Origin of the sequence: Occultella aeris, from assembly GCF_902703175.1 — a bacterium.
In the GTDB taxonomy this organism is placed as follows: domain Bacteria; phylum Actinomycetota; class Actinomycetes; order Actinomycetales; family Beutenbergiaceae; genus Occultella; species Occultella aeris.
On the sequence record NZ_CACRYJ010000059.1, the window covers coordinates 96,418 to 120,463 of the forward strand.

A 24,046-nucleotide genomic window follows, 5' to 3' on the forward strand; every position below is an offset into this window, starting at 1 on the left:
GAGTGAGTGGCGCTTCCGCGGAAGCGCCGACGGCCTTCGGTGTCGGCGGGTTCGGGCACGATCCCGGTCGTGAGACTGAGTCGACTGCCGTTACGGCCGAAGAGGCAGCCACGATCGTTGGGGCCACCCGCCTCGAGGATCCACGCTGCGCGGCCGTGCGTCCCGTCCCGGCCGCGCCTGACTGCCGATCGTCGGCGAGCGTTGGACGTGCCGATCTACTTCACCGTGTGAAGGTCGAGACGGTCACCGGAAGGCGATTCCACGTCACTGCCGTGCACGCCGACCCAGAGCCGCGCACGGACGTCTCCGACGTCCCCGGTTGGAGCTTCCCCCTGTCATCGGACTACCGGCGCACTCGCGCGGTACCAAACGTCATCACGTATGATTATCTGTAGACGTTTTGTACTCGGAGGGAGGCCTCGCATGGCGAGGGCACTGACGCCAAGCACCGCAAAGCATGAGGGTCTATCTCGGAGCGCCCTCTACCGCGCTACGCAGCAAGGTCGCTATCAGCGGATAGCCCGCGGCATCTACCTATCTACAGATGCGGACGCGACGGACTGGGACTGGGTCGAGGCCACGACCCGGCGCGCGGACGCGACCATCTGCCTGACGTCCGCGTTGGCGCACCATGATCTGATCGACACGATTCCTGCAGCGCTGGACATCGCGATACCCCGCGGCTCCCGCACTCCTGCCTGTGGCCCGTCGATCGCCTGGCACCAGTTCGATCGGGCCACTTTCGAGATCGGGCGGGACGAGATCGCCATTCCCGGCACCGATCTTGCGATCGGCATCTACTCGCAGGCACGCTCGATCGTCGACGCGTACCGACTCCGCGGCGAGATCGGCTACGAACTCCCGCGAGACGCGTTGAAGGAGTGGCTGCGCCGTGGTGGCAAGCCGCCCGAGCTCATCGGGATCGCTTCTCGGCTCCCGCGTGCCCAGGGCCCGATCCAGCAGGCATTGGATGCTCTCGGATGAGTGCCGGGAGTGAGACGTTCCGCAGGATCCAAGCCGCGGCACGTTCGAATGCGGCGAAGACCGGGGGTGCGTCGCCGACGCAGGAGTATCTGATCCGACACTCGCTGGAGTCGTTCCTCGACCGCCTGGCGCGAACGGAGCACGCCGAGGGCTTCATCCTCAAGGGCGGCATCCTCCTCGCCGCCTACGGCGTGCGCCGACCCACCAAGGACGCCGATGCCAATGCGGTCGGAGCTGATGTCACGGCGGCGCACGTCGCCAGCGTGGTTCACGACATCGCTGCAGTCGAAGTAGAGGACGGAGTGAGTTTCGACTTGCAGTCCATCACTGTGCACGAGATTCGCGAGCGAGCCGAATATCCGGGCCTCCGCCTACGAATCAAGGTAGCCATCGGACCGTGGAGTGGCACCGTCGTGTGGGATGTGTCGACAGGCGATCCGATCGTTCCCCCGCCGCGCATGGTCACGATCGACCGGGTCCTCGGCGAGCCGATCGTGCTTCTCGGCTACGCGCCCGAGACCACGATCGCCGAAAAGTCGGTGACCATTCTCGAGCGCGGCATCGCGAGTACTCGCTGGCGCGATTATGTCGACATCGTCCAGCTCGCCCGGCAGGGTTTCGACCCCGACGAACTGCTCGCCTCCGCACGGGCGGTGGCGCTCCACCGCGGCGTCGAATCCACCCCATCGCGCCTCTCCTGGCGGGGTACGGCGAGGTCGGGCAGACCAAGTGGGCAGCATGGCGCCGCAAGGAACGCCTCGAGGCGGTGTGTGAAGAGCGGCTCGATGCGCAAATCGCGCTGGTGGCCGCCTATCTCGATCCGGTCTTTGCACAGGGACCTGCGTAGATTCGTCCGCCCACCCAGGGCGCTTCCGCGGAAGCGCCACCAATACGTCGGTGAGGCGAGCGACCCAGGCCCCGACTGGCCCGCAGACACCGCGCGATGAGACGTCTGTTCGCCGCCGAACAGATGACCGTTGACTTGGCCAGATCCATCCTCTTAATATGTGTCTAAATTAAGTCACGAACGAAGAGGTGTCATGACTGGGACACGGACGTCACTGCCGGACCGGGGCGAGCTCGGGCCCGCGAGCGTCATCGCCGCGCTGGGCGCCAAGGGACCGATGTCCCGCGCCCAGCTCGCCCGCGCCCTGCGGGTCAGCCCCGCGACCATCACCCAGGTCACCAAGTCCCTCCTGAGTCTCGGCGTGATCACCGAGCTCGACGTGGTGTCCTCCGGCGGCGGGCGCCCGGCGCAGCTGCTCGGCCTCGTGGACGGCGCCGGGGTCGGGGCGATCGGCGCGAAGGTCACCGCGGACCACGTCACGATGGTCCAGGTCGGTCTCGACGGCGCAGTCCGCGACATCCTCCACGAACCGTTCGACCCCTCCAGTCCGGACGCACTGGACGTGCTGGCCCGGCTGCTCGCCGCGGCGATCGCCCGCTACGACGGCTTGCTCCTGGGCATCGGCGTCGGCGTGCCCGGCACCGTGGACGATCAGGCCAGCGGGGTGGTGCAGGCACCGACGCTGGGGTGGCGCGAGGTCCCGGTCGGCACGTTCCTGCGCCGCGAGCTCGATCTGCCGGTGCTCGTCGACAACGACGTGAACACCCTCGCCGTGGCCGAGCGCCTCTACGGCACCGCGGGTTCGCATGACTCCGCGCTCATCGTGACGATCGGCCGGGGCATCGGCTGCGGCATCGTGGTGGACGGGAACCTGCACCGCGGTGCCGACGGTGGCGCCGGCGAGATCGGCCACTTCCCGGTCGCGGCGGACGGCCCGGTCTGCGGCTGCGGTAACACTGGCTGCCTCGAGGCCTTCATCGGGGACGAGGCACTCGTGCGCACGGCGCGCGAGGCCGGCGCCATCGGGCCTCGCAGCGGCAAGGTCGCGCTGCGCCGTGCCGCCGACGCCGGCGACGCGGCCGCCCGGAGCGTGTTCGCCGACGCGGGCGCGCTGCTCGGGCGAACGCTCGCCGGGGTGGTGCACACCGTCGCACCCGAGATCGTGGTGGTCCTCGGTGAGGGCACGGACTGCTGGCCGCACTGGGAGGAGTCGTTCGAGCGGGCGTTCCGGCGGCACCTGCTGCCGGGCCGCCGCAGCCTCCCGTTCGCCGTCGAGTCCTGGTCGGACGAACGCTGGGCGGCCGGCGCCGCGGCCCTTGTGCTGCACACCCCGTTCGACGCGGCCGGTGCGAGCGGTGACCAGGGGCGGCTCATCAGGGCCCGGCTGCACACCGGCAGTGCGGCGGCGATGCGATGAGCACCGCACCGGCGCCCGCCGTCAGCCCCCGTGTCGTGGACGCCACGAGCGCGAGCACGAAGCGCGCCAAGCCGCGCCGGCGCGGGCTGCGCACCCTCGGCTGGGCACTGCTGTTCCTGCTCCCCAGCGCGATCCCGCTCACCGCGTTCACCCTCGTACCGATGATCTCCTCCGCCTGGGTCAGCCTGCACGACTGGAACCTCATCTCCCCGATGGAGTGGGTCGGCCTGGAGAACTACCGCGAACTGCTCGCGGACCCGCGCACCCGCGACGTCTTCGCCAACACCGCGACGTACATCCTCGGCTACCTCCCGCTGGTCTACATCGGCGGCCTCGGCCTGGCGCTCGCGCTGAACCGGGCGATGGCCGGCATCGCGTTCCTGCGCGGCGCGTACTTCCTGCCGGTGGTGACGAGCTGGGTGGTGGTTGCCCTCGTCTGGCAGTGGCTGCTGAGCCCGTCCAACGGCCTGGTCAACACCGTGCTCGGCGCCATCGGGATGCCGGAACCCGGGTGGTGGACCGACCCCGCGTGGGCGATGCCGTCGATCATCCTGGCCTCGGTCTGGAAGGATCTCGGCTTCGTCATGGTCATCCTGCTCGCGGGACTGCAGGCCCTCCCGCAGGAGGTGCTCGAGGCCGCCCGGGTCGACGGCGCCGGCGCCTGGCGCCGGTTCTGGCACATCACACTCCCGCTCCTATCCCCCTCGACGTTCTTCGTGGTGGTGATCTCCCTCATCAACGGGTTCCAGGTCTTCGACCAGGTGAACGTCATGACCGACGGCGGCCCGGCCGGCGCGACCCAGGTGGTGGTCGGGCAGATCTACGACCTCACGTTCCGCTATGGGCGCGCGGGTGACGCCTCCGCCCTGTCCTGGCTGCTGTTCGCCCTCGTGCTCGTCATCACCGCGATCCAGATCCGCGGCCAGCGCCGGTGGGTGACCTATGCCTGAGCTCACCGCCACCCGCGCCGAGAACGCAACCGGCCGCCGTCGGGGCCGTTTGCCGAACCTGTTCTGGGCGCTCGCCCTCACGCTCGGCGCCGCCGTCATGCTGTTCCCGTTCCTGTGGACGGTCATCACGTCGATCACCCCGGACGGGACCCTCGCCTCAGGCCCCACGCTGCTCGTCGAGGACCCCACCCTGGACGCCTACCGGCAGCTGTTCGACGCGATGCCGATGTGGCGCATCGTGGCCAACTCGTTCTGGATCGCGATCGCCTCGACCCTGTTCCAGCTGATCACCGGCGCGATGGCCGCGTACGCGTTCACCCGGATCGCGTTCCCGGGCCGGCAGGCGGTGTTCGCGGTGTACCTGGCCACGCTGATGGTGCCGCTGCAGGTGCTCGTGGTGCCGTTGTTCATCCAGATGACCCGGGCCCAACTCTCCGACACCTACTTCGCCCTGCTCGCGCCGTCGATCGCGTCGGCTTTCGGCATCTTCCTGCTGAAGCAGGCGATGGAGGGTGTGCCACGCGAGCTGGACGAAGCCGCCACGCTCGACGGCGCCCATCACCTGCGCATCTTCGCGCAGGTCGTACTTCCCCTCACCCGGCCGGCCCTGGCCACGGTGGCGGTGTTCGCGTTCATGGGGAGCTGGAACAGCTACCTGTGGCCGCTCGTGGTCATCCGCTCCCCCGAGCTGATGACGCTCCCGCTCGGCCTGGCCACGCTCCAGGGCCAGTTCACCACCCAGTGGAACGTCGTGATGGCGGGCTCGGTGGTCTCTGTCCTGCCCATCGCGATCGTCTACATCTTCGCCCAGCGATACATCATCGCCGGCTTCGCCCACAGCGGGCTCAAGTAACCCACCCATCGCGGCGACGTCGCCGCCCCCACGAAAGGCCCATCATGACTCAGCACCGCCGCCGAGCCGCCCGGCTCCTGGCCACGAGCGCCGTGGTCGCCCTCGCCGCGACCGCCTGCTCACAGGGCTCCGCCAGCAACGACGACCCCACCGAGGCCGAGGGCTCCGGGGACGCGCAGACGACCATCACCTACATGAACTTCTCCTCCAACGGCGGCAACGAGGAGAACCTCGCGCTCGTGGTCGACGCCTTCGAGGCGGACAACCCCGGCATCACGGTCGACGTCGAGACCTTCCCCTACGACGACTACTTCACCGTGCTGCAGACCGCCGTCGCCGGTGGCACCGAGGCGGACGTGTTCGAGCTGAACTACGAGAACTTCGTCACCTACGCCCTGAACGGCTCGCTCGCGCCGCTCGAGGGCGTCGACGAGGCGGCGTACAAGCCGTCGCTGCTCGAGGCGTTCCAGGTGGACGGCACCCAGTTCGGGCTGCCGGAGTCGTTCTCGAACGTGGTGCTGTTCTACAACGCCGACCTGTTCGAGGCCGCCGGGGTGGAGCCGCCGACGGCGGACTGGACCTGGGAGGACGAGAGTGCCGCCGCGCAGGCGCTGACCGACACCGCCGCCGGCACCTGGGGCGACTACCAGCCGATCTCCTTCCACGAGTTCTACAAGGTCCTCGCCCAGAACGGTGGCGAGTTCCTCAACGAGGACCGCACCGAGGCCACGTTCGCCTCGCCCGAGGGCATCGAGGCCGCGCAGTGGCTCGTCGAGAAGTCCGGCACCGTGATGCCGACGACCGCCGACGGCGCCGGGACCCCCGACTTCGACACGAACCTGTTCACCTCCGGCCAGCTCGCCATGTGGCACACCGGCATCTGGATGTTCGGCCCCCTCGCCGACGTCGACTTCGCCTGGGACATCGCGGTCGAGCCGGGCAACACCGAGAACGCCTCGGCGATGTTCTCCAACACCGCGGTGGTCTCGGCCCGCTCGGCCAACACCGAGGCGGCGCAGGCGTGGGCCGAGTACCTCACCTCCTCCGACGCGATGGTCCAGATGCGCCTGGACACCGGGTGGGAGCTCCCGCCGGTCGCCGACGAGTCCCTGCTCGCCCCGTACCTCGAGCAGACGCCCCCGACGAACCGGCAGGCCGTGTTCGACTCCCTCGACGCGATCGTGCTGCCCCCGGCGATCGAGAGCCAGACGGAGATGCAGGACATCGTCACCGAGGAACTCACCGAGGCCGCCGCGGGCCGCAAGACGGTCGAGGAGGCGCTCACCAGCGCCCAGGAACGCGTCACCGCGCTGCTCTGAGCCCCCAACCCGCCCCAGCACAGGAGAGTCATGACCCTGCTGATCCACCGGCCCTTCGGCATCGAGCACCCGTACGCCACCTCGGCCGACCAGCGCGTCCCGGTCCGGCCCGAGGTGGGCGAGGCGGTACGCCTCGGCGTGATCGCCTCGCCCGAGGTGCGGGCCGTCTACTGCGAGTGGATGCCCGACGGCGGAGCACCGGTCTCCCTGTCCCTCACCCCCGTGGTGGTGGACGCCGCGGACGCCGCCGCCCTCGCCGGTGGCGAGGGGCACCTGGCCGCCGCGCAGGCGGCGGCGCTCGCCGACGACGGTGCGTGGGCGGTGGTGAGCCCGCCGGTCACCGTAGGCGTCCGGTACCGGTTCCGGGCGGAGGGCGACGGCGGCGCTTCCGCCGAGACCGAGTGGTTCGATCTGCGGCCGGTCGCTTGGGTGGCCGACGCCGGCGAGCTCACGTTCGACGGCGCCGCTCACTCGGGCGGGACCGCCGACCCGGGCGGCGCCGACCGGCTCGTGCCGGGGTCGGTCGAGTGGCTGCGTGACGACACCGGCGTGCACCGGGTGCGGTTCGCCCTGGCCCTCGCCCCGGACGAGCACGTGGTCGGGTTCGGGGAGCGGTTCGACGCCGTCGACCAGCGCGGCCGCACCCTGGACGCCGTCGTGTTCGAGCAGTACAAGGGCCAGGCCGCGGCCGGGCGCACCTACCTGCCGATGCCGTTCGCGCACGTGGTCTCGCCGTCCACCTCGTGGGGCTTGCACCTGCGCACCTCGCGCCGGTCGTGGTTCGACGTGGGCGCGTCCACGGCGGACCGGCTCGTGATCGAGGTGGCCCTGGGCGGCGGGCCGCACGAGCACCTCGACGTGGGCGTCTACACCGGTGACCCGGCCGCCGTCGTCGCCGCGTTCACCGCCGAGGTTGGGCGCGCCGAGGAACTGCCCGAGTGGGTGTTCCGGCTCTGGGCGTCCGGGAACGAGTGGAACACGCAGGACCTCGTGATGGACCGGATGGACACCCACGCGGACCTCGACATCCCGGTGGGGGCCGTGGTGATCGAGGCGTGGAGCGACGAGCAGGGCATCATGCTGTTCCGCGACGCCGAGTACCCGCTGCACCCCGACGGCGCCCCGCACAACGGCGCCGAGATCACCTACCCCGCCGGCGGCGCCTGGCCGGACCCGAAGGCCATGGTCGCCGAGCTCCACGAGCGCGGTATCAAGGTGATCCTGTGGCAGATCCCGCTGCTGAAGACGAGCCATGACCTCGGCCCGGACGTGCCCGAGGACGCCCAGGTGTACGCGGACGGGCGCGCCCTGATCGACGGCGGCCACGCCGTCCTGGAGGCGGACGGCACGCCGTACCACAACCGGGGCTGGTGGTTCCCGCAGTCGCTCATGCCGGACCTGTCCACGCAGCGCACCCGGGAGGCGTGGACCGCCAAGCGCGACTACCTGCTCGCCGACCTCGACGTCGACGGCTTCAAGACCGACGGCGGCGAGCACGCCTGGGGCCACGACCTGCGCTACGGCGACGGCAGCCGCGGCGACGAGGGGAACAACCGCTACCCGGTGCACTACGCCCGGGCGTTCGGCGATCTGCTGCGCCGGCACGGCAAGGCACCGGTGACGTTCTCGCGCGCCGGGTTCACCGGCTCCCAGGCGCACGGCATCCACTGGGCCGGCGACGAGGACTCCACCTGGGAGGCGTTCCGGGCGTCGGTCACGGCCGGGATCACGGCCTCGGCCTGCGGGATCGTCTACTGGGGCTGGGACCTGGCCGGCTTCTCCGGTCCCCCGCCGGACAGTGAGCTGTACCTGCGGGCCGCCGCCGCGTCGGCGTTCATGCCGATCATGCAGTACCACTCGGAGTTCAACCACCATCGCCGGCCGCTGCGCGACCGCACGCCCTGGTATGTGGCCGAGGTGAACGACGACCCCGACCTGGTGGCGCAGTTCCGGGAGGTCGCACGCCTGCGCGAGCGCCTCGTGCCCTACCTGACCGCCCAGGCCCGCGTCGCGATCGAGACCGGCCGGCCGCTGATGCGCGGGCTGTTCTTCGACCACGCCGACGACCCGGAGATCTGGCGGTGGCCGCTGCAGTTCGGGCTCGGCGACGACCTGCTCGTGCACCCGGTCACCGAACCGGGCGCCACCACGTGGCAGACGTACCTGCCTGCGGGCGACTGGGTCGACGCGTGGACGGGCGAAGCACACCACGGCAGGGCGACCATCACGCGCGAGGTTCCCCCCGCCGTCGTGCCGGTCTACGTGCGCGCGAACGCGTGGCCCGGCCTCGCGCCCGTGTTCGACAGGGCGGCGCCGTGACCGCGCCGGCGCCGTGGTGGCGCTCGGCCGTGGTGTACCAGGTGTATCCGCGGTCGTTCGCGGACTCCGACGGCGACGGCGTCGGGGACCTGCGCGGTCTCATCGGCCGCCTGGACCACCTCGAACGGCTCGGCGTCGACGTGCTGTGGCTCTCGCCGGTCTATCCCTCGCCCCAGGACGACAACGGCTATGACATCTCGGACTACCGGGACGTGGATCCGGTGTTCGGCACCCTCGCCGACCTCGACGAACTGATCGAGGCAGTCCACGCGCGCGGGATGCGGCTGATGCTCGACGTCGTGGTCAACCACACCTCCGACGAGCACCCCTGGTTCGCGCAGTCGCGGGCCTCGCGCGAGTCGGCGAAACGGGACTGGTACTGGTGGCGGCCACCGCGCCCCGGGCACGTCGGCGGGGAGCCCGGCGCGGAGCCGACGGACTGGCACGGCTTCTTCTCGGGGCCGGTGTGGGAGTGGGACGAGGCGTCCGGCGAGTACTACCTGCACCTGTTCTCGGCCAAGCAGCCGGACCTGAACTGGGAGAACCCGCAGGTGCGGGCCGCCGTCTACGAGATGCTGCGCTGGTGGGTCGACCGGGGCGTGGACGGCTTCCGGCTCGACGTGATCAACCTGATCTCGAAGGCGGTGCGCCCCGACGGGTCCCTGCCCGACGGCGCGGACTCCCCCGCCCTCGCGGGCACCGGGCTCGCGGACGGCTCCGCGCACTACACGAACGGTCCGCGGCTGGAGGAGTTCCTCGGCGAGCTGCACCGCGAGGTGTTCGCGGGCCGTGCGAAACGTGGCGACGTGCTGGTCACGGTCGGGGAGATGCCCGGCGTCACGCTCCCGCTGGCACGCTCGATCACGGACCCGGCCACACCCGAGCTCGACATGGTGTTCACGTTCGAGCACGTCTCGCTCGACCACGGACCCGGCGGCAAGTGGGATCCACGCCCGCTGGCCCTGCCCGCGCTCAAGGCGAACCTGGCCGCCTGGCAGAGGGGCCTCGGTGACGGGTGGAACGCGCTGTACTGGAACAACCACGACCAGCCGCGGATCGTCTCCCGGTGGGGCGACGACTCACCGGAGCACCGGGTCACGTCCGCGAAGACCCTCGGCACCGTGCTGCACCTGATGCGCGGCACGCCGTTCGTCTACCAGGGCGAGGAGCTCGGACTCACGAACGTCTCGTGGTCCAGCATCGAGGACTACCGGGACGTCGAGACCCTGAACCACTACCGGGAGGCGGTCCGGGCCGGGGCGGACCCGGCCGACGTCCTCGCCGCGGTGTCCGCGATGGGCCGGGACAACGCCCGCACCCCGATGCCGTGGGCGGACGCCCCGCACGGCGGCTTCACCGCCGGTACGCCCTGGCTCCCCGCCAACCCCGCCTACCCGGAACTGAACGCCGCCGCCGCGTGGGCCGACCCCGGCTCGGTGCTGCACCACTACCGACGTCTCATCGAGCTGCGTCACACCCTCCCCGTGGTGGTCGACGGGGACTTCGACCTCCTCCTGCCCGAGCACGAGCAACTGATGGCCTACCGCCGCACCCTCGGCACGCAGGTGCTGACGGTGGTCGCGAACATGTCGAGTGCGCCCGTGTCTTTGGCTGTGGCCGGCCTCGGGATCGCCGACGCGCCGGTGCTGCTGGCGACCCACCCGCCGCTCCCCGACGAGTCGGCGGACGTGGTGCTGCGCCCCTGGGAATCTCGGGTCATCCTGTCGGCCTGATTCCTCGTTGGCGTGCAGCAGCCGCTGACGCGAGCACCTCCCCGAAGTCAAACGGTCGGCGCGATGAACTCGTGGCTCAGGTCGGTGACCGCGGCGATGTGTCCGAAGTCATGGTCCGCGGCCAGCACGGTTGCGTCGTTCACGATGGCGTACGCCGCGATGAGAATGTCGAGCGACCCCGCCGCGCGGACGAGGCCCGCGCCCCACATCGCGCTCTGGATATCGAGCACCAGTGATTCGTCGGGTGCGCGCTCCAGAGGGAATCCGAGCCCAATCCGTTCCCGGTAGCGCGTGTGCTCCTGAGGTGTCCGAGCGCTGTGGCAGAACTCCAGCACCTGCGGCGGGCAGGTCACGAAGAGGTCCGACGGCCCACGTTCGATCCGTCGCAGTCGCGCGGTGATGCTGGCGTCGCCGGACGCCAATCTGGCCCAGACGGAGTTGTCGACGAGATAGTCGGTCATCAGGGCGAAGGCACGACCGGGGCGCCGAGTTCCGCCTCGAGGTCCGTCAACGCGGCGATGCCGTCGACCATCGCGCCCTTCTGTTTCGAGGCGATGAGCCGTCGTAGTGCGAGATCGAGGACGGCGCGGTTCGACCTCTCGCCGGTGAGCGCTTTGGCACGTTCGATCAACTGTGGGTCAAGGTCGACACTTGTGACTGCCATGGTGAACTCCTCCCGCTATACAACTGATTATATACGCGGTCGAGCCTGAATGGCGTCAGGACTGCAGAGGGTAGGCGACGAATGCGACCCGCTTGCTGTCGGGTGCCCAGCTCGAGACATTCATCGTCCCTTGGCCGCCGAACAGCGACACGAGGTCTCGCACGGCGCCATCCGGCTCGATGACACGAATGATGACGTCACGATCGGCCGGATGACCGATCGTGCCGGCCGGGAAGCTGACGTACACGACCCGCGCGCCGTCCGGAGATACATGCGGGAACCAGTTGACCCGTTCATCGTGGCTCAGCTGCTCGACGCCGGTGCCGTCGGTCGCCATCCGGAACAGCTGCGCGTGCCCCGGCGTGGCCGAGGCACGCTCGGAGTTGAAGTAGATCCACTGACCGTCCGGGCTGTACTCGGACCCGTCGTTGGGGAACGGGTCGTCGGTGAGCTGGGTGTCCTCGCCGCCCGCGGCCGGCAGCGTGAACACGTTCGTGGTGACGGCGCCGTCTTCTCCGATGAGCATGCCGATGTAGGCGAGGGTCGAGCCGTCCGGGGACACCCCGTGCAGGTAGTGCCGGAAGTCGGCGCCGTGGTCGTTGGAGACCCGGCGGGGCCGAGCGGTCGCGAACGGGATCGCATAGAGGTGGCCGTCGTTGGCCGAGACGTACACGGTCTCGCCATCGGGGCTGAGGACGTGGTCGTTGTTGATCGCCGGGATGCCGCCGAGCGGGACCTCCACGAGGTCGCCGCCGCCAACCGGGATCCGGTACAGGAGACCGTCTGCGTTGACGAGCAGGTACTCGCCGTCGGGGGTCCAGTTCGGTGCCTCGAACAGCTGCGTGGAACTCGCGTGCACGAGCGTCAGCTCGCCGGTGTCGACATCCGCGATGTACAGCTCGGCACGCTGCCCCGGCGTGAGACCTCGGGTGGGACTTGGCATCTGGGTGATCACTCCTGGTCACTGAGGGGCGACGGTGCCCGCCCGAAGCAGCCCCGCCGTCGGGCATGTGCTTGCGAGGCGCCAACGAAGACCTCCCGCCCCTAGAACGTACCCGAGGACCTGGCACTCGTCCCGGACCATGGCACGAGTACCAGGCGGCCGGTTCGCTAGCCGACGGCGGTCCCCTCGAGCTCGACCAGCTGGCCGGGGATCGCCAGCCGGCTGACGCCCAGCATGGTCGTGGTGGGCGCCACCCGGGCGGCACCCAGCCGTGCCGCCAGCACGCCGTAGTGCGGGAACAGCGCGTCGACGTCGGTGGTGTAGACGTTGAGCCGGACGAGGTTCGCGAGGGTCATGCCGGCCTCGCCGAGCACGGCCTCGAGGTTGTCGAGGCTCAGCGCCAGTTGCGCCGCGACGTCACCCTCGTGCTGCGGTCGGCCGTCGGCACTCATCGCCGTCTGCCCCGAGATGTACAGGGTCCGGGTCTGCCCGGAGACGACCTCGCCCTGGTTGAATCCCAGCTCCAGCGACCAGGTCACCGGGTTGACTGCCGTTCGTTCCATTGCCATGTCTGCTCCATCGATTGTTGGGGTGCGTGCGTTCGCATGACGAGCCTGGCGACAAATCACGACATCCTTGGTCATGTATTCGGATACGGTTCACGCATGCGCGCCGACCGGTTGGTCTCGCTGGTGCTGCTGCTGCGCCAGCGCGGGCGGCTGACGGCGCAGACGCTCGCCCGCGAGCTGGAAGTCTCCACCCGCACCGTGCTGCGGGACATCGAGGCACTGTCCGCGGCCGGCGTCCCGGTCTACGCCGAACGCGGCCGGCACGGCGGGTTCGCGCTGCTGCCCGGGTTCCGCACCGAGCTCACCGGGCTGAACCACGACGAGGCACTGGCGTTGCTGACCGCCGGGACGGGTCACGGCGAGCAGGTCTTCGGCCTCGGCTCGGCGCTCGCCTCGGCCATGCGCAAGGTGGTCGACGCGCTGCCCGAGGGCCATCGGGCCACCGTGAGCGACGCGACCCAGCGATTCCTCGTCGAGCCGGAGACGGACCTGCTCTCCCGGCGGCAGGTCACCGAGGACGTGCCCCACACCACGATGAGCGAGGTCCGGCGGGCCGTGCTCGCCGGGCACAAGCTCCGCATCCACTACGCGGCCACGCGCCAGGCCCCCACGTGGCGCACGGTGGACCCGGTCGGTCTGGTCACGGTGCGCGACCGGGCCTACCTGCTGGCCACCAGATCGGGCGCGGAACGCACCTACCGGCTGTCACGGATGCTGGGTGCGGAAGCACTCCCCGAGCCGGCACAGCGACAGACTGAGGTCGATCTCGACCAGATCTGGCGCGAGCGCTGCGCGCACTTCCTCTCCGACGGCCACCTCAGCGTGCAGGTACGGGTGAGCCCGGCCCGGCGGGAGGAACTGCTGAACACCGCCGTCGCCGTCCGCGCCGAGGAACCCGAGCCGGACGGCTGGCTGCGGCTGGAGGTCACCTACCAGGACCCGTGGCACGCGGAATGGGCGCTGTGGCAGCTCGGCACGGACGCGGAAGCCCTTGCCCCGCAGTCGTTGCGCACGTCACTGCGCGAGCGCGCCGCAGCCGTTGCCTCGCGCTACGCCGAGTCCTCCTGATCGTTGGGAGGCCTCAGGCGCTTCCGCGGAAGCGCTCCGGCAGCGGCCGCTTTCAGCCCGTTCACGACAGCTACAGGATCAGGGCGACTCCAACGGCGATCAGCCAGACGGACCAGGCGACATAGGCGATCGGGGTCAACGTCGCGGCCAGCTTCCAGCCTTCCTGCTCGAACGTCCCGACGAACTCCAGCGAACACATCATCAGTAGGGCGCCGACCACGATCCCGGCCACGCCGAGCCACCACGGCGTGTTCGTGGCTTGAATCAGAGCGATTCCGGACAGGACGCTCCAGCCGCCCGTGAACAGGTAGCCGAGATGCTCACCGACGGCGACTCCGAGATAGCGGTTGAACGACTGGAACACGATGTCGATGGCTTCGCGGCGCGCCGGTCCGGCCTCAGCATCCGCACGCGCGAGATAGGGCACCAGGAACGGCCAGCGGACCAGTCCGAGGAACTGCACCACCCCAGCCAGCACGCCCGTCGTGGCAGCGACCGCCACGACGGCCCGGTTGGCGCCGACGAGGGCGTCCGCAAGCAGGACAGCCAACGGCACAAGCAGCACCGCGGTCAGCGCGAAGGCCCACCAGAGCAGCAGGAGCCGGGGACCGCCGGCACGGAAGCGGGCGAGCACCTCCGACGTGGGGCGTCGCAGGATGTCCGGGTAGTCGAAGCTCCGCGCGAGCAAGAAGACGCAGAGGTTGAACGGCAGGGGCAGAACTATGAGGAGGGCGCCCGCAACGCGTGCCGTACTCACGGGACGTCCGCGCCCGCCACGCCCGGAATTTTGACCGCCCGACGGAGCAAGGCCGCAAGGAGCAGCCAGGTGAGCAGGCCGAAGGCGAGTGCTCCGGACGCGCCGAAGACCGGGTACCGCTCATCGATGTTCCTCGTGATCACGTAGGAGGTGATGAACCAGCCGAGCGCCCAGGCAAGCGGGTTCGCGATCGCCCACCACAGCGCGCCGGGGATCGCGTGTCGCGCGAGGACCAGCGCCTGCAGCGCTCCTACACCAATGCCGGTGACGGCTGCCATGAGCACGATGTCGCCTCGCTCGAGTCCGTAATCGGCCAGGGCTGCCCCGGCCGTCAAGCCGAGCGCCAGTCCCACACAGGTTGCCGGGATCCAGAGCCACGAGACCCATTTCCGCAGGGCGAACCACTGTGCCGCGCCGATGATCGCGCCCGCGACGACGCCCTCGGCGAGTGCCGCTCCCACGGAGTCGACTCCGCCCACGACCAGGTCGGCGACGAACCCGCCGATCGGGAAGCCGACCAGAATCGCCACCGGCCACAGCCAGATCCGGCGCACAGTGGGCCAGACACCCTGAGGTTCCACGATCGCGCGCCTCCCGTAGTGCCGGCATGCAGCCCAGCCCCCGGGACCTGAGCGCATCGTCCGGCGGCAGGCGCATACGCCGACTCGGCTCACGATCCTCCGGCAGACGCCTGCCGTCAACGGACCCCGACCACAACGCACCGCGGGCGTTGCCACGCGCTACACGGACTCTCCTCCTGAGCGTTGATCGGTTCGTGCGCCGCACATCGTTACTCAACGCTTCCGCGGGAGCACGAGCCAGCGACGGCCGAAGCACACCCGCCGTCAGGCCTTGTCGCCTTACAACGGGCCGCGTTCCACCGTCGCGGAATACCCCGGCGTGGCTGCGCCGTCCTGCGGTGGGGCGTAGCGCAGCGGAGACACGACGAACAGCGCGGTCGCGAGCACGGCGAGGACGGTCCCGATCAGGCAGACCCGGGCCATCACCACCTCGGTCCGCGCCTGGAGCCTGCGCCGCGCCAGGGCGACCACGCCGATTCCGGCCAGTGCTCCGGCGGAGTTGGCGATCAGGTCGGTGACGTCCGAACTCCCGACGGCCAGGACGTACTGGGCGACCTCCAGTGCCAGGCTCGCCCCGGCGGCGACTGCGACGCCCTTCCACCAGCGCCACGCCGGCGCGAGCAGGGCGACATAGATACCGAACGGGACGAAGAAGGCGGCGTTCGCGACGATCTCGCGAGCCGTGTTGGCATCGGCGTCGCCGCTGGGCAGGAACGGGACGAGCTTGACCTGCCGCAGCACACCTCCGCCGACCCACGGGACCTCGAACTTCCACAGCACGAGCCAGACGAGCAGGAGCAGGTAGACGGCGAACAACAGAGCCGTCAGGGCGCGCCCGCCCCCTTGAGGCGAGTGCTCCCCCACGGCGGGCCGCCCGGTCCCGGTGATCGCGACCTACCGCGGGCTGTGCGGCCCGGACCAGTCGAGCACGCCGTCGACGAGCGCGTCAGCGTACTGCTGGCGGCCCGCCTCACTGCTCATCAGTTCGGACTCGGCCGGGTTGCGCATCTCCCCCAGCTCCAGCATCACCGTGGGCCGGCGGGAGAAGTTCAGGGTGGCGAGGTCGGCGCGCTGGGACAGCGCCTCCTCGTAGATCGTGCTCGGCGTGAACCCGCCGTCGGTGAGCGCGGTGATCATCGTCTCGGCGAGCTCGAGGCTCGGCAGCCCCTGGGACTCCGAGAGCGGCGGGTCCGCGATGATCGCGAAGAAGCCGGCGATCGCGGGGTCGGTGGAGCCGTTCGCGTGGATGGAGAGCATCAGGTCCACGTCGCTGTCCTCGGCGAACGTGCCGCGCTCGTCCACGCACGGGCCGACGCCCTCGTTGTCCTCGCGGGTCATCACCACGGTGGCACCGAGGGCCTCGAGGGCCTCCCGGGTGCGCAGCGAGACGTCCAGGGTGAACTCGTGCTCCGGGTAGCCGTTGAGCGCCGTGGTGCCGGTGGTGTTGCACTGCTTCCAGCCCCCACGGCCGTCCGCGACCTGCTCGTTGATAACGCTCACGTTGGCGGCGTTGCCGCCGTTGTGACCGGGATCGAGGCCGATCGTCCAACCGACCAGTGGCTGGCTCGTGGTGTGCGCCTTGACCTTGGCGGGGACGTCGTCCTCGTCGTCGCGAGGGACGGCGGATGTTGGGGAGGGGCCTGCGGCCGCGGGGCCGACGGCGGGGATCACCAGGGCGAGGGCCGTCACCAGGGCGGCACCGACCAGGGTCCCCCGTCGTCGGGGTGATCGCTTGGCCATCTCGCCTCTTCCGATGTGTGGTGTTGCCGCCGCGCTTGCGCGCGGCCGACGTCGCGGACCGGCCTGCCCAACCAGTCCTACTCGTTTCGTCTGTTCTGCTGTGGTGCCTACTCAGTCCTCGTCGTTGCGGGTGCCGGGATCGTCGCTCTCGTTCCAGGCCCGATCCTCGTCCTCCCACTTCGCGTTCCGGTTCCGCGCCGTCTCCAACGCCTTCGCAGCTTCCTCGCGGGTGGCGTAGGGGCCCATCCGGGACGTCCAGTCGCTGACGAGACCTTCCTCGACCGCTCCGGTTTCGAGATTGTAGTAGAAGGACTTTGGCTGCGGGGAGGTCTCGGACATTGTCGGTTCCTTTCGCTGACTCCTCGATTGTGGCACGTCGCACCGGGCGCGGTGTCGGCCTCTAGACTCTTCCCGATGCCGTCGCTCCGCACGCGCGGGGCCAGGCGCCGAACCACCTCGAAGCGGAGATTCCGACAGCCATGGCCAAGAACGTGAGTGATCTGACCCTCGCCGACGTGCACGAGAACGACGTCGGGTTCGGCATCGACATCGGCGGCTCCGGCATCAAGGCGGCCCCGGTGCACCTGCGCACCGGCGAGCTCCTGGGCAAACGGTTCCGGCTGGACACCCCCGAGGAGTCCAGCCCGGAGGCCGTCGGCGAGGTGCTCGGCAAGGTGGTCGCGCACTTCGGGGACCTGCCGGACTCGACCCCGGTGGGGCTGACCTTCCCGGGCGTGATCCTCAACGACGTGACCATCACCTCGGCGAACATGGACAAGCGCTGGATCGGCACCGACGTCGGCGAGGTGGCCCGCCGGTTCACCGGTCACGACGCGCACGTGGTCAACGACGCCGACGCCGCCGGCTACGCCGAGGCCCGCTACGGCGCCGGGCTCGGTCAGGACGGCACGGTGCTAGTGATGACGCTCGGCACCGGCATCGGCAGCGCCCTCATCCACGACGGCGTCCTGGTGCCCAACCTCGAGCTCGGTCACCTCGAGCTGGACGGCCACGACGCCGAGACCCGCGCCGCGTCCTCCGTCAAGGACAAGGAGGGCCTGAGCTACGCCAAGTGGGCCGAGCGGCTGCAGCGCTACTTCGCGCACGTGGAGTTCCTGTTCTCCCCCGACCTGTTCATCGTCGGCGGCGGGGTGTCCAAGGACCACGAGAAGTTCCTGCCGCTGCTGGAGTTGCGGGCCCCGATCGTGCCCGCGAAGCTGCGCAACACTGCGGGCATCGTGGGCGCCGCAGCACTGGCGGCGCGGGACCGTTAGCTCGCGGTCCGGCCGCGCAGGTGCAGGCCGACCAGGAACCAGGCGAGCCCGGCCTGGCCCTCGGTGGCGATCCAGGTGATGACGGTCGCGGCCGTCCCGCCCACAGCCAAGCCGAGCCCGACCCCGGCCAGTAGCAGCGGCAGGCCGCAGACCAGCGGCACCGCGACCAGGCGCGGCACCGCGCCGGACCGCAGGCAGGCGATGCCGAGCACCGTCGCACCCACATACATCAGGTGCGCCAGCGACCATGCCGGGATGCCGACCACGGCCACCGCCGCCGCAGCCTGGCCGGGCAGCAGCGGGCCGACCAAGTTCACCAGGTAGCCGAGCACGGTGGCCAGGAGGCCGAAGCGCACCAGGCCGATGCCCCAGCCGCCCAGCCGGCCCAGGGCCGCCCGGTAACGGCGGTTGAACACGCCGAACCCGACCAGGACGAATGCGACGGCGATCAGGCCCGCCACGTTCGAAACCGTGTAGGCGGCCGTGCCGGACGGCTCACCGGCGAAGTACCCGGCGGCGGCGAACACGACCGCGCCGGCCATCATCGCCGGGCCGGCGAGCCGGGCCTGCGAGGCAGCCGGGCCGGCGACGTCTGCGGCCGTGTCGAGGATGGGCGGGGTCTGCATCGTCACCGGTCTCCTGCCGATCAGGGCAATGGCCCGCCGAGGGACGAGGCCTGCACCCATGGTGCCGCGGCCGCAGCGACGGCTCCTCCCCCGCACGAGCCTACGAACTCCCCCGGACGAGGGAGGCCAAGCCTACCCACGTGGGCCTGTTAGTGACTAACATCGCCTGGGTGAGAACCAGAGCCGACACGAGGGAAGCGTTGCAGCGGGCCGCGCTCGACCTGTTCCTGGCCCGCGGCTACGACGCGACGCCGACCGCGGCGGTGGCGCGCGCCGCGGGCGTCAGCGAGATGACCCTGTTCCGGCACTTCTCCTCGAAGGAAACGCTGCTGCTGCACGACCCCTACGACCCGCAGATCGCGCAGGAGGTGGCGGGGCGCCCAGTCGATGAGCGGCCGATGCGTGCGGTGGTGGAGGGGATCCGGTCGGCGTGGCGCGCCGTCGACCCGGGTGACGCCGCGCAACTGCGCGCCCGGCTACGAATCGTCGCCGAGGCGACCACTTTGCGCGGGGCACTGGAACGCAACAGCGAAGCCACGGTCGCGGCCCTGACCGATGCGCTCATCACCCGTGGCGCCACCGCCTCGGCGGCGCGGGTGGCGGCGACCGCCGTCATCGCCGGCCTGAGCACGGCGCTACTGGACTGGGCCCGGTCCGACCGGGACGACCTCGGTGCTGCCCTCGGACGGGCGCTGGACACCCTTGGCGGCGGCTGATGGTGCTCGAGTTCGAGAACGTCGGTCTGCGGTTCCGAGGCGGCGCGGGGGTCCAGGGCCTCACCTTCGCCGTCGCCGCGGGCGAGATCGTGGCGCTGGTGGGCCTGAACGGCGCCGGCAAGACGACCCTGATGCGCCTCGCCCTGGGGATGCTGAGGGCCCAGGACGGCACGGTGACGGTGCACGGATCGCACCTGGCCGACCTGCCCGCGCCGCGATGGCGCGAGGTTGGTGCGCTGGTCGATGCGCCGCTGGCCTACCCGGAGCTCACCGTCCGGCAGAATCTCTCCGTCGCGCGGCTGCTGCGCGGCACCGACCCACGGCTGTCGACGCGGCCATCGCCCGATGGCAGCTCACCCCCGTCCTGGACCGCCGCTTCCGGCACCTGTCCCTCGGCAACCAGCAGCGGGTCGGCCTGGCCGCCGCACTGCAGCACGAACCACGACTGGTCGTGCTCGACGAGCCCAGCAACGCGCTCGACCCGGCATCGGTGATCGTGCTGCGTGAACACCTCTCCGAACGTGCGCATGACGGCGCTGCGATCCTGGTCAGCAGTCATCACCTCGACGAGGTGGCGAGGATCGCCGACCGCATCCTGGTGATGAACGCCGGCCGGCTGATCGGCGGCCTCGACCCTTCGACGCCGGACCTCGAGCGCGCCTTCTTCGCACGCCTCCTTGCGGACGACGAGACTCGTCGGCGGACGCCATGAACGCACCGATCCGCGTCGAGGCGCTGAAACTCTCACGTTCCCCGGTCGGCGTGATCGGGACGCTCGCCCTGTTGCTCGGCACCGTGGCCCTGCTCTGCGGTATCACCGTGGCACTGACCAACGGTCAATCCGACCTCGTCGCCAAGATGGGGCCGGCCGCCACCCGCGACTGGGCCGGTCTGCTCTCCGCCGCGGCGCAGATCACCTCGGCCGGCGGGCTGCTCGGATTCGGGACGGTCCTGGCCTGGATGTTCGGCCGGGAGTTCGCGGACCGCACCGTCAGCGCCCTCTTCGCGTTGCCCGTGGGCCGGGGCCGGATCGCCCTCGCCAAGATCGCCGTGTACCTGATCTGGGTGGTCGCCGTCAGCCTGCTGCTGGGCCTGGCGCTGCTAGTCCTGGGCGGCGCGTTCGGCTACGGCCGGCCCGACGCCGAGGTCTGGGCCGGGCTCGGCCGGCAATGGGCACTGGGCGCCCTCACGGGGGCGATCGCGATGCCGGTCGCCTGGGTCGTGACCCTCACCCGCTCCCTGCTGGCGGGCGTCGGCGCCGTGATCGGAGTCGTCGTCCTCACCCAGGTCGCCGTCCTCGCCGGCGCCGGCGGCGCGATGCCGCCGGCCGCGCCCGCCCTCTGGGCGATGAGCCGCGGCACCGAGGTCAGCGTCGGCCAGCTCGCCGTCGCCCTCGTCTGCGCCGCAGCGTTCGTCGCGCTCACCTGGGCGAGCTGGGCCCGGCTGCAACTGAACCGGTGAACCGGCATGCTCCGAGCCGCGGGCTCACGGTTGCAGGCGGTAACCGACGCCCGCCTCGGTGATCAGGTGGCGGGGCCGCGCGGGATCGGGCTCGAGCTTCCGACGCAACTGCGCCATGTACACCCTCAGGTAGTGCGTCTCGGCGTCCAGGTTCGGGCCGCGCAGCTCCTGCAGCAGCTCGCGCCGCCCGACGATCTTGCCGACGTTGCGGGTGAGCAGCTCGAGCAGGTGCCATTCGGTCGGTGTCAGCCGCACGGTCTCCCCCGACGCGAGCGTCACACGCCGAAGGGCCAGGTCGACCGTGAACGCCTCGGCGCGCACCACGGGCGGGTCCTCCTCCGCGGGGCGGCGCCGGACGGCGGCCCTGATCCGGGCGAGCAGCTCGTCCGTCCCGAACGGCTTCGTCACGTAGTCGTCCGCACCGGCGTCCAGTGCCTCGACCTTGTCGTCGCTGGTCTGGCGCGCGGAGAGCACCACGATCGGAAGGCTCGACCAGCTGCGGATCGCGCGCAGCACGTCCATGCCGTCCAGGTCCGGCAGGCCCAGGTCGAGGACGACGGCGTCCGGGTGCCAGTCGGTGACCGCCTGGACGGCCGCCGCGCCGGTGGTGGCGACCTGGGCCTCGTACCGGTTCGCCCGGAACACGACGGCGAGCGCCCGGGCCAGGGCGGGCTCGTCGTCGACGATCAGTACGCGCGTCATTGTGCATCCGCTGGCAGGGGCAGGGTCGCGATCATCGTAAGGCCGCCGCCCGGGGTGTCCTCGGCCTCCAGGGTGCCGCCGTTGGCCTCGATGAAACCCCGCGCGACGGCGAGACCGAGCCCGAGGCCGTGTCCCTGCGGCACGTCGCCGAGGCGTTGGAACGCCGCGAACATCTGCTCCTTGCGCTCGTCCGGCACTCCTGGACCGCGGTCGACCACGCGAACCATCAGCGAGCCGCCGACCTGCTCCGCGACCACCCGGACCCGCGTGCCCGCCGCGGTGTGACGGACCGCGTTCTCGATGACGTTCGCGAGCGCACGCTCGAGCAGGCCTGCGTCCGCGCGGAGCAGCGGCAGGTCCTCCGGTACATCGATCTCGATCGCTGAGACTCCGACCGCGCCGGCCGCGAGGGGCACGACCTCATCGAGTGCCACGGGGTCCAGGTGAGGTGTCACCACGCCGGCGTCGATGCGGCTCATGTCGAGGAGGTTGTCGATCAGGGACTGCAGCCGGTCGGTCTGTTCCTCGACGTCGGCCAGGAGCGTCCGCCGGTCCTCGGGCGCGATCTGCGCCGACGAGCGCAGCGCGGTGATCGCCGCCTTGATCGAGGTCAGTGGCGTGCGCAGGTCGTGCGAGACGGCGGCGAGCAGCGCGGTGCGGGTCGCGTCGCGTTCGCGCGCGACGCGGGCCGCACGCGCCTGGGCCCGCAGGTGCTCGCGCTCCAGCAGCGAGTTCAGGTACTGCCCGACGGCGCCCACGAACCGGACCTGACCGGGCGAGAGGGTGCCGCCCCGCATTGCGAGTGAGAGGTCCTCGTCGATCTGGATGGTCGAGGACGCCTGCTCCGGCGTGCTCGGCGGCTCGCCGGACGAGGTGTCCAGGATCTGCCACACCGCCCCGACGCCCTTGCGGACCAGCGCCACCCCGCCAACGCCAAGAGTCTCCCGCAGCTGCTCGAGCACGGCGGGCACGGCGTCGGTGGCCCGGACCACGGCACCGGCGATCGAGGTCAACGCATCCGCCTCGGCCCGGGCCCTCGCGGCCTCGAGGGTGCGGCGGGCGGCGAGGTCGACGACCGCCGAGACGCCCACCGCCACCGCCAGCAGGATCCCGATGGCGAGCGCGTGCTGGGGCTGCGCGATCGTCAAGGTCCGCACCGGTGGCGCGAACAGGAAGTTGCTGAGCAGGCCGCCGAGCACCGCGCTGAACAGCGCCGGGAGCAGGCCGCCGACCAGCGCAACCCCCACGGTGAGGCTGAGGAACAGCATCAGGGCCGTCGGGAGGGAGTCCAGATCACCCGCCACGGTGCAGATCCAGGACAGCACCGGTGGGCCGGCCAGCGCCATGGACCAGGCCAGGACGGTGCGCCGCCGGGTCAGCACACCCCGTGGCGGACGCCGACGGGTGCCACCCCTGGCCCCCTCGTGCGGAACCACGAGCACGTCGATGTCACCGGATCCATCGATCACCCGCGCGGCCACCCCGGGGGCGAGGGCGCCGGCGACGCGACCCCTGCGGGTGACGCCGAGCAGGATCTGGTTGGCGTTGACGCCGCGGGCGAAGTCCAGGACGGCGCCGGGGACGTCGTCGCTGAGCACGGTGTGCCAGCTGCCGCCGAGCGACTCGACCAGGGTGCGGTGCTTGCCGAGCGAGTCCGGCGCCACCCCGGTGAGCCCGTCGCTGCGGAGCACGTGGATGGCGAGGAACTCGGCGCGGCTGCCGCGCTGGGCGATCCGGGCGGCCCGCCGCACGAGGGTCTCGGTCTCGGTTCCGCCGGTGACGGCCACGACCAGCCGCTCCCGGGCCGGCCACGGCTCGGCGATATCGTGGTCCTTGCGGTAGGCCTCCAGCGCCTCGTCCACGCGGTCCGCGGTCCACAGCAGCGCGAGCTCACGCAGCGCGGTCAGGTTCCCGACCCGGAAGTAGTTCGACATGGCGGCGTCGATCTTCTCGGCCGGGTAGACGTTGCCGTGGGAGAGCCGGCGGCGCAGCGACTCCGGGCTCATGTCGACGAGTTCGATCTGGTCGGCTCGCCGGACGATCTCGTCCGGGATGGTCTCCTGCTGCCTGACCCCGGTGATTGACGCGACGACGTCGTTCAGGCTCTCCAGGTGCTGGATGTTGACGGTCGTGACGACGTCGATGCCGGCGTCGAGCAGTTCCTCGACGTCCTGCCAGCGCTTGGCGTTGCGGCTGCCCGGGACATTGGTGTGGGCGAGCTCGTCGACCAGCGCGACCTGCGGCGCCCGGGCCAGCACGGCGTCCAGGTCCATCTCGGTGAAGCCGGCGCCGCGGTGCCCCAGCTCGCGCCGCGGGACGATCTCGAGACCTTCCAGGAGCGCTGCCGTGTGGGCCCGGCCGTGCGTCTCGACGAGCCCGACGACGACGTCGACGCCGCGGCCGATCCGGCGGCGTCCCTCGTCGAGCATCGCGTAGGTCTTCCCGACACCCGCCGAGGCGCCGAGGTAGACCCGCAGGCGCCCACGGTGACCGGCGCCGTCGGGCATCTCGTGCTCCGTCATG

Annotated in this window: 25 protein-coding genes and 1 pseudogene; 14 read left to right on the forward strand and 12 right to left on the reverse strand. The window is 70.8% G+C overall.

Annotated elements, in window-relative coordinates:
- The first annotated feature begins 423 nt into the window (after positions 1 to 423).
- The 8 genes from HALOF300_RS20460 (at position 424) to HALOF300_RS20495 (ending at position 10,422) form a co-directional block, all read left to right on the forward strand.
- A complete protein-coding gene (locus HALOF300_RS20460; protein WP_156742751.1) occupies positions 424 to 984 on the forward strand; it encodes a type IV toxin-antitoxin system AbiEi family antitoxin domain-containing protein in 561 nt (186 codons plus the stop codon).
- Positions 981 to 1,931, forward strand: a complete 951-nt coding sequence (locus tag HALOF300_RS20465) for a nucleotidyl transferase AbiEii/AbiGii toxin family protein (RefSeq protein ID WP_231955655.1) — start codon at positions 981 to 983, stop codon at positions 1,929 to 1,931. Before HALOF300_RS20460 ends, HALOF300_RS20465 begins: the two co-directional genes overlap by 4 nt.
- 93 nt (positions 1,932 to 2,024) lie before the next feature.
- Positions 2,025 to 3,248 (forward strand): ROK family transcriptional regulator, encoded by a 1,224-nt coding sequence (locus HALOF300_RS20470; RefSeq protein ID WP_156742752.1) that lies wholly within the window; start codon positions 2,025 to 2,027, stop codon positions 3,246 to 3,248.
- Complete coding sequence (locus HALOF300_RS20475; protein WP_156742753.1) at positions 3,245 to 4,198, forward strand: carbohydrate ABC transporter permease; 954 nt, start codon at positions 3,245 to 3,247, stop codon at positions 4,196 to 4,198. The genes HALOF300_RS20470 and HALOF300_RS20475 overlap by 4 nt, the downstream gene beginning before the upstream one ends.
- Positions 4,191 to 5,051 carry a carbohydrate ABC transporter permease gene (locus tag HALOF300_RS20480; RefSeq protein WP_156742754.1) on the forward strand — a complete coding sequence of 287 codons (861 nt, stop codon included), beginning with the start codon at positions 4,191 to 4,193 and terminating at the stop codon, positions 5,049 to 5,051. The genes HALOF300_RS20475 and HALOF300_RS20480 overlap by 8 nt, the downstream gene beginning before the upstream one ends.
- 44 nt (positions 5,052 to 5,095) lie before the next feature.
- The gene (locus HALOF300_RS20485; RefSeq protein WP_156742755.1) at positions 5,096 to 6,370 is read left to right on the forward strand and encodes an ABC transporter substrate-binding protein; all 1,275 of its coding nucleotides are present in this window, start codon (positions 5,096 to 5,098) and stop codon (positions 6,368 to 6,370) included.
- 30 nt (positions 6,371 to 6,400) lie between these two features.
- Complete coding sequence (locus tag HALOF300_RS20490; protein WP_197522714.1) at positions 6,401 to 8,689, forward strand: glycoside hydrolase family 31 protein; 2,289 nt, start codon at positions 6,401 to 6,403, stop codon at positions 8,687 to 8,689.
- On the forward strand, positions 8,686 to 10,422 hold the full coding sequence (locus HALOF300_RS20495) for a glycoside hydrolase family 13 protein (protein ID WP_156742756.1): 1,737 nt from the start codon (positions 8,686 to 8,688) through the stop codon (positions 10,420 to 10,422). The genes HALOF300_RS20490 and HALOF300_RS20495 overlap by 4 nt, the downstream gene beginning before the upstream one ends.
- Positions 10,423 to 10,469: 47 nt before the next feature.
- On the opposite strand, the gene HALOF300_RS20500 is transcribed toward HALOF300_RS20495, so the two are convergent.
- The 4 genes from HALOF300_RS20500 to HALOF300_RS20515 all read right to left on the reverse strand — a co-directional run bounded on the left by HALOF300_RS20500 (position 10,470) and on the right by HALOF300_RS20515 (position 12,592).
- On the reverse strand, positions 10,470 to 10,883 hold the full coding sequence (locus tag HALOF300_RS20500) for a PIN domain-containing protein (RefSeq protein ID WP_156742757.1): 414 nt from the start codon (positions 10,881 to 10,883) through the stop codon (positions 10,470 to 10,472).
- Complete coding sequence (locus HALOF300_RS20505; protein ID WP_156742758.1) at positions 10,883 to 11,086, reverse strand: type II toxin-antitoxin system VapB family antitoxin; 204 nt, start codon at positions 11,084 to 11,086, stop codon at positions 10,883 to 10,885. The genes HALOF300_RS20500 and HALOF300_RS20505 overlap by 1 nt, the downstream gene beginning before the upstream one ends.
- Before the next feature lie 55 nt (positions 11,087 to 11,141).
- Positions 11,142 to 12,029 (reverse strand): TolB family protein, encoded by an 888-nt coding sequence (locus HALOF300_RS20510; RefSeq protein ID WP_156742759.1) that lies wholly within the window; start codon positions 12,027 to 12,029, stop codon positions 11,142 to 11,144.
- 167 nt (positions 12,030 to 12,196) lie between these two features.
- Positions 12,197 to 12,592: a RidA family protein gene (locus HALOF300_RS20515; protein ID WP_156742838.1), complete on the reverse strand. Its 396-nt coding sequence runs from the start codon at positions 12,590 to 12,592 to the stop codon at positions 12,197 to 12,199.
- Between the two features lie 102 nt (positions 12,593 to 12,694).
- Here HALOF300_RS20515 and HALOF300_RS20520 point away from each other — a divergent pair, with 102 nt between their 5' ends.
- Entirely contained in the window at positions 12,695 to 13,666 is a 972-nt protein-coding gene (locus HALOF300_RS20520) for a helix-turn-helix transcriptional regulator (RefSeq protein ID WP_156742760.1), read from the forward strand.
- 70 nt (positions 13,667 to 13,736) lie between these two features.
- Here the strand turns inward: HALOF300_RS20520 and HALOF300_RS20525 are convergent, their stop codons facing one another.
- The 5 genes from HALOF300_RS20525 to HALOF300_RS20545 all read right to left on the reverse strand — a co-directional run bounded on the left by HALOF300_RS20525 (position 13,737) and on the right by HALOF300_RS20545 (position 17,083).
- Positions 13,737 to 14,423 carry a DUF4386 domain-containing protein gene (locus HALOF300_RS20525; protein ID WP_156742761.1) on the reverse strand — a complete coding sequence of 229 codons (687 nt, stop codon included), beginning with the start codon at positions 14,421 to 14,423 and terminating at the stop codon, positions 13,737 to 13,739.
- Positions 14,420 to 15,004 carry a hypothetical protein gene (locus HALOF300_RS20530; protein WP_156742762.1) on the reverse strand — a complete coding sequence of 195 codons (585 nt, stop codon included), beginning with the start codon at positions 15,002 to 15,004 and terminating at the stop codon, positions 14,420 to 14,422. The genes HALOF300_RS20525 and HALOF300_RS20530 overlap by 4 nt, the downstream gene beginning before the upstream one ends.
- A gap of 279 nt (positions 15,005 to 15,283) precedes the next feature.
- On the reverse strand, positions 15,284 to 15,868 hold the full coding sequence (locus tag HALOF300_RS20535) for a VanZ family protein (protein WP_156742763.1): 585 nt from the start codon (positions 15,866 to 15,868) through the stop codon (positions 15,284 to 15,286).
- Positions 15,869 to 15,898: 30 nt separating this feature from the next.
- Positions 15,899 to 16,744 (reverse strand): N-acetylmuramoyl-L-alanine amidase, encoded by an 846-nt coding sequence (locus tag HALOF300_RS20540; protein ID WP_156742764.1) that lies wholly within the window; start codon positions 16,742 to 16,744, stop codon positions 15,899 to 15,901.
- Between the two features lie 111 nt (positions 16,745 to 16,855).
- Positions 16,856 to 17,083, reverse strand: a complete 228-nt coding sequence (locus tag HALOF300_RS20545) for an SPOR domain-containing protein (RefSeq protein WP_156742765.1) — start codon at positions 17,081 to 17,083, stop codon at positions 16,856 to 16,858.
- A gap of 140 nt (positions 17,084 to 17,223) precedes the next feature.
- On the opposite strand from HALOF300_RS20545, the gene ppgK reads away from it, so the two are divergent.
- Positions 17,224 to 18,018, forward strand: coding sequence for a polyphosphate--glucose phosphotransferase (gene ppgK, locus HALOF300_RS20550; RefSeq protein WP_154794566.1), 795 nt, complete (start codon positions 17,224 to 17,226; stop codon positions 18,016 to 18,018).
- Here the strand turns inward: ppgK and HALOF300_RS20555 are convergent.
- The gene (locus HALOF300_RS20555; RefSeq protein ID WP_156742766.1) at positions 18,015 to 18,644 is read right to left on the reverse strand and encodes a hypothetical protein; all 630 of its coding nucleotides are present in this window, start codon (positions 18,642 to 18,644) and stop codon (positions 18,015 to 18,017) included. The genes ppgK and HALOF300_RS20555 overlap by 4 nt on opposite strands.
- Before the next feature lie 170 nt (positions 18,645 to 18,814).
- On the opposite strand from HALOF300_RS20555, the gene HALOF300_RS20560 reads away from it, so the two are divergent.
- From HALOF300_RS20560 to HALOF300_RS20570, 4 genes and pseudogenes are all read left to right on the forward strand, one after another.
- Positions 18,815 to 19,360, forward strand: a complete 546-nt coding sequence (locus HALOF300_RS20560; protein ID WP_231955656.1) for a TetR/AcrR family transcriptional regulator — start codon at positions 18,815 to 18,817, stop codon at positions 19,358 to 19,360.
- Positions 19,360 to 19,608, forward strand: a pseudogene (locus HALOF300_RS27770) (ATP-binding cassette domain-containing protein); the annotation flags it as partial. The gene HALOF300_RS20560 and the pseudogene HALOF300_RS27770, both read left to right, overlap by 1 nt.
- Positions 19,578 to 20,072 carry an ATP-binding cassette domain-containing protein gene (locus HALOF300_RS27775; RefSeq protein ID WP_408636988.1) on the forward strand — a complete coding sequence of 165 codons (495 nt, stop codon included), beginning with the start codon at positions 19,578 to 19,580 and terminating at the stop codon, positions 20,070 to 20,072. The pseudogene HALOF300_RS27770 and the gene HALOF300_RS27775, both read left to right, overlap by 31 nt.
- Complete coding sequence (locus HALOF300_RS20570; protein ID WP_156742767.1) at positions 20,069 to 20,821, forward strand: ABC transporter permease; 753 nt, start codon at positions 20,069 to 20,071, stop codon at positions 20,819 to 20,821. The genes HALOF300_RS27775 and HALOF300_RS20570 overlap by 4 nt, the downstream gene beginning before the upstream one ends.
- Before the next feature lie 24 nt (positions 20,822 to 20,845).
- Here HALOF300_RS20570 and HALOF300_RS20575 read toward each other — a convergent pair whose 3' ends face one another.
- Positions 20,846 to 21,523, reverse strand: a complete 678-nt coding sequence (locus tag HALOF300_RS20575; RefSeq protein WP_156742768.1) for a response regulator — start codon at positions 21,521 to 21,523, stop codon at positions 20,846 to 20,848.
- Positions 21,520 to 24,045 carry an ATP-binding protein gene (locus HALOF300_RS20580; RefSeq protein ID WP_231955657.1) on the reverse strand — a complete coding sequence of 842 codons (2,526 nt, stop codon included), beginning with the start codon at positions 24,043 to 24,045 and terminating at the stop codon, positions 21,520 to 21,522. Before HALOF300_RS20580 ends, HALOF300_RS20575 begins: the two co-directional genes overlap by 4 nt.
- Position 24,046 lies beyond the last annotated feature (1 nt).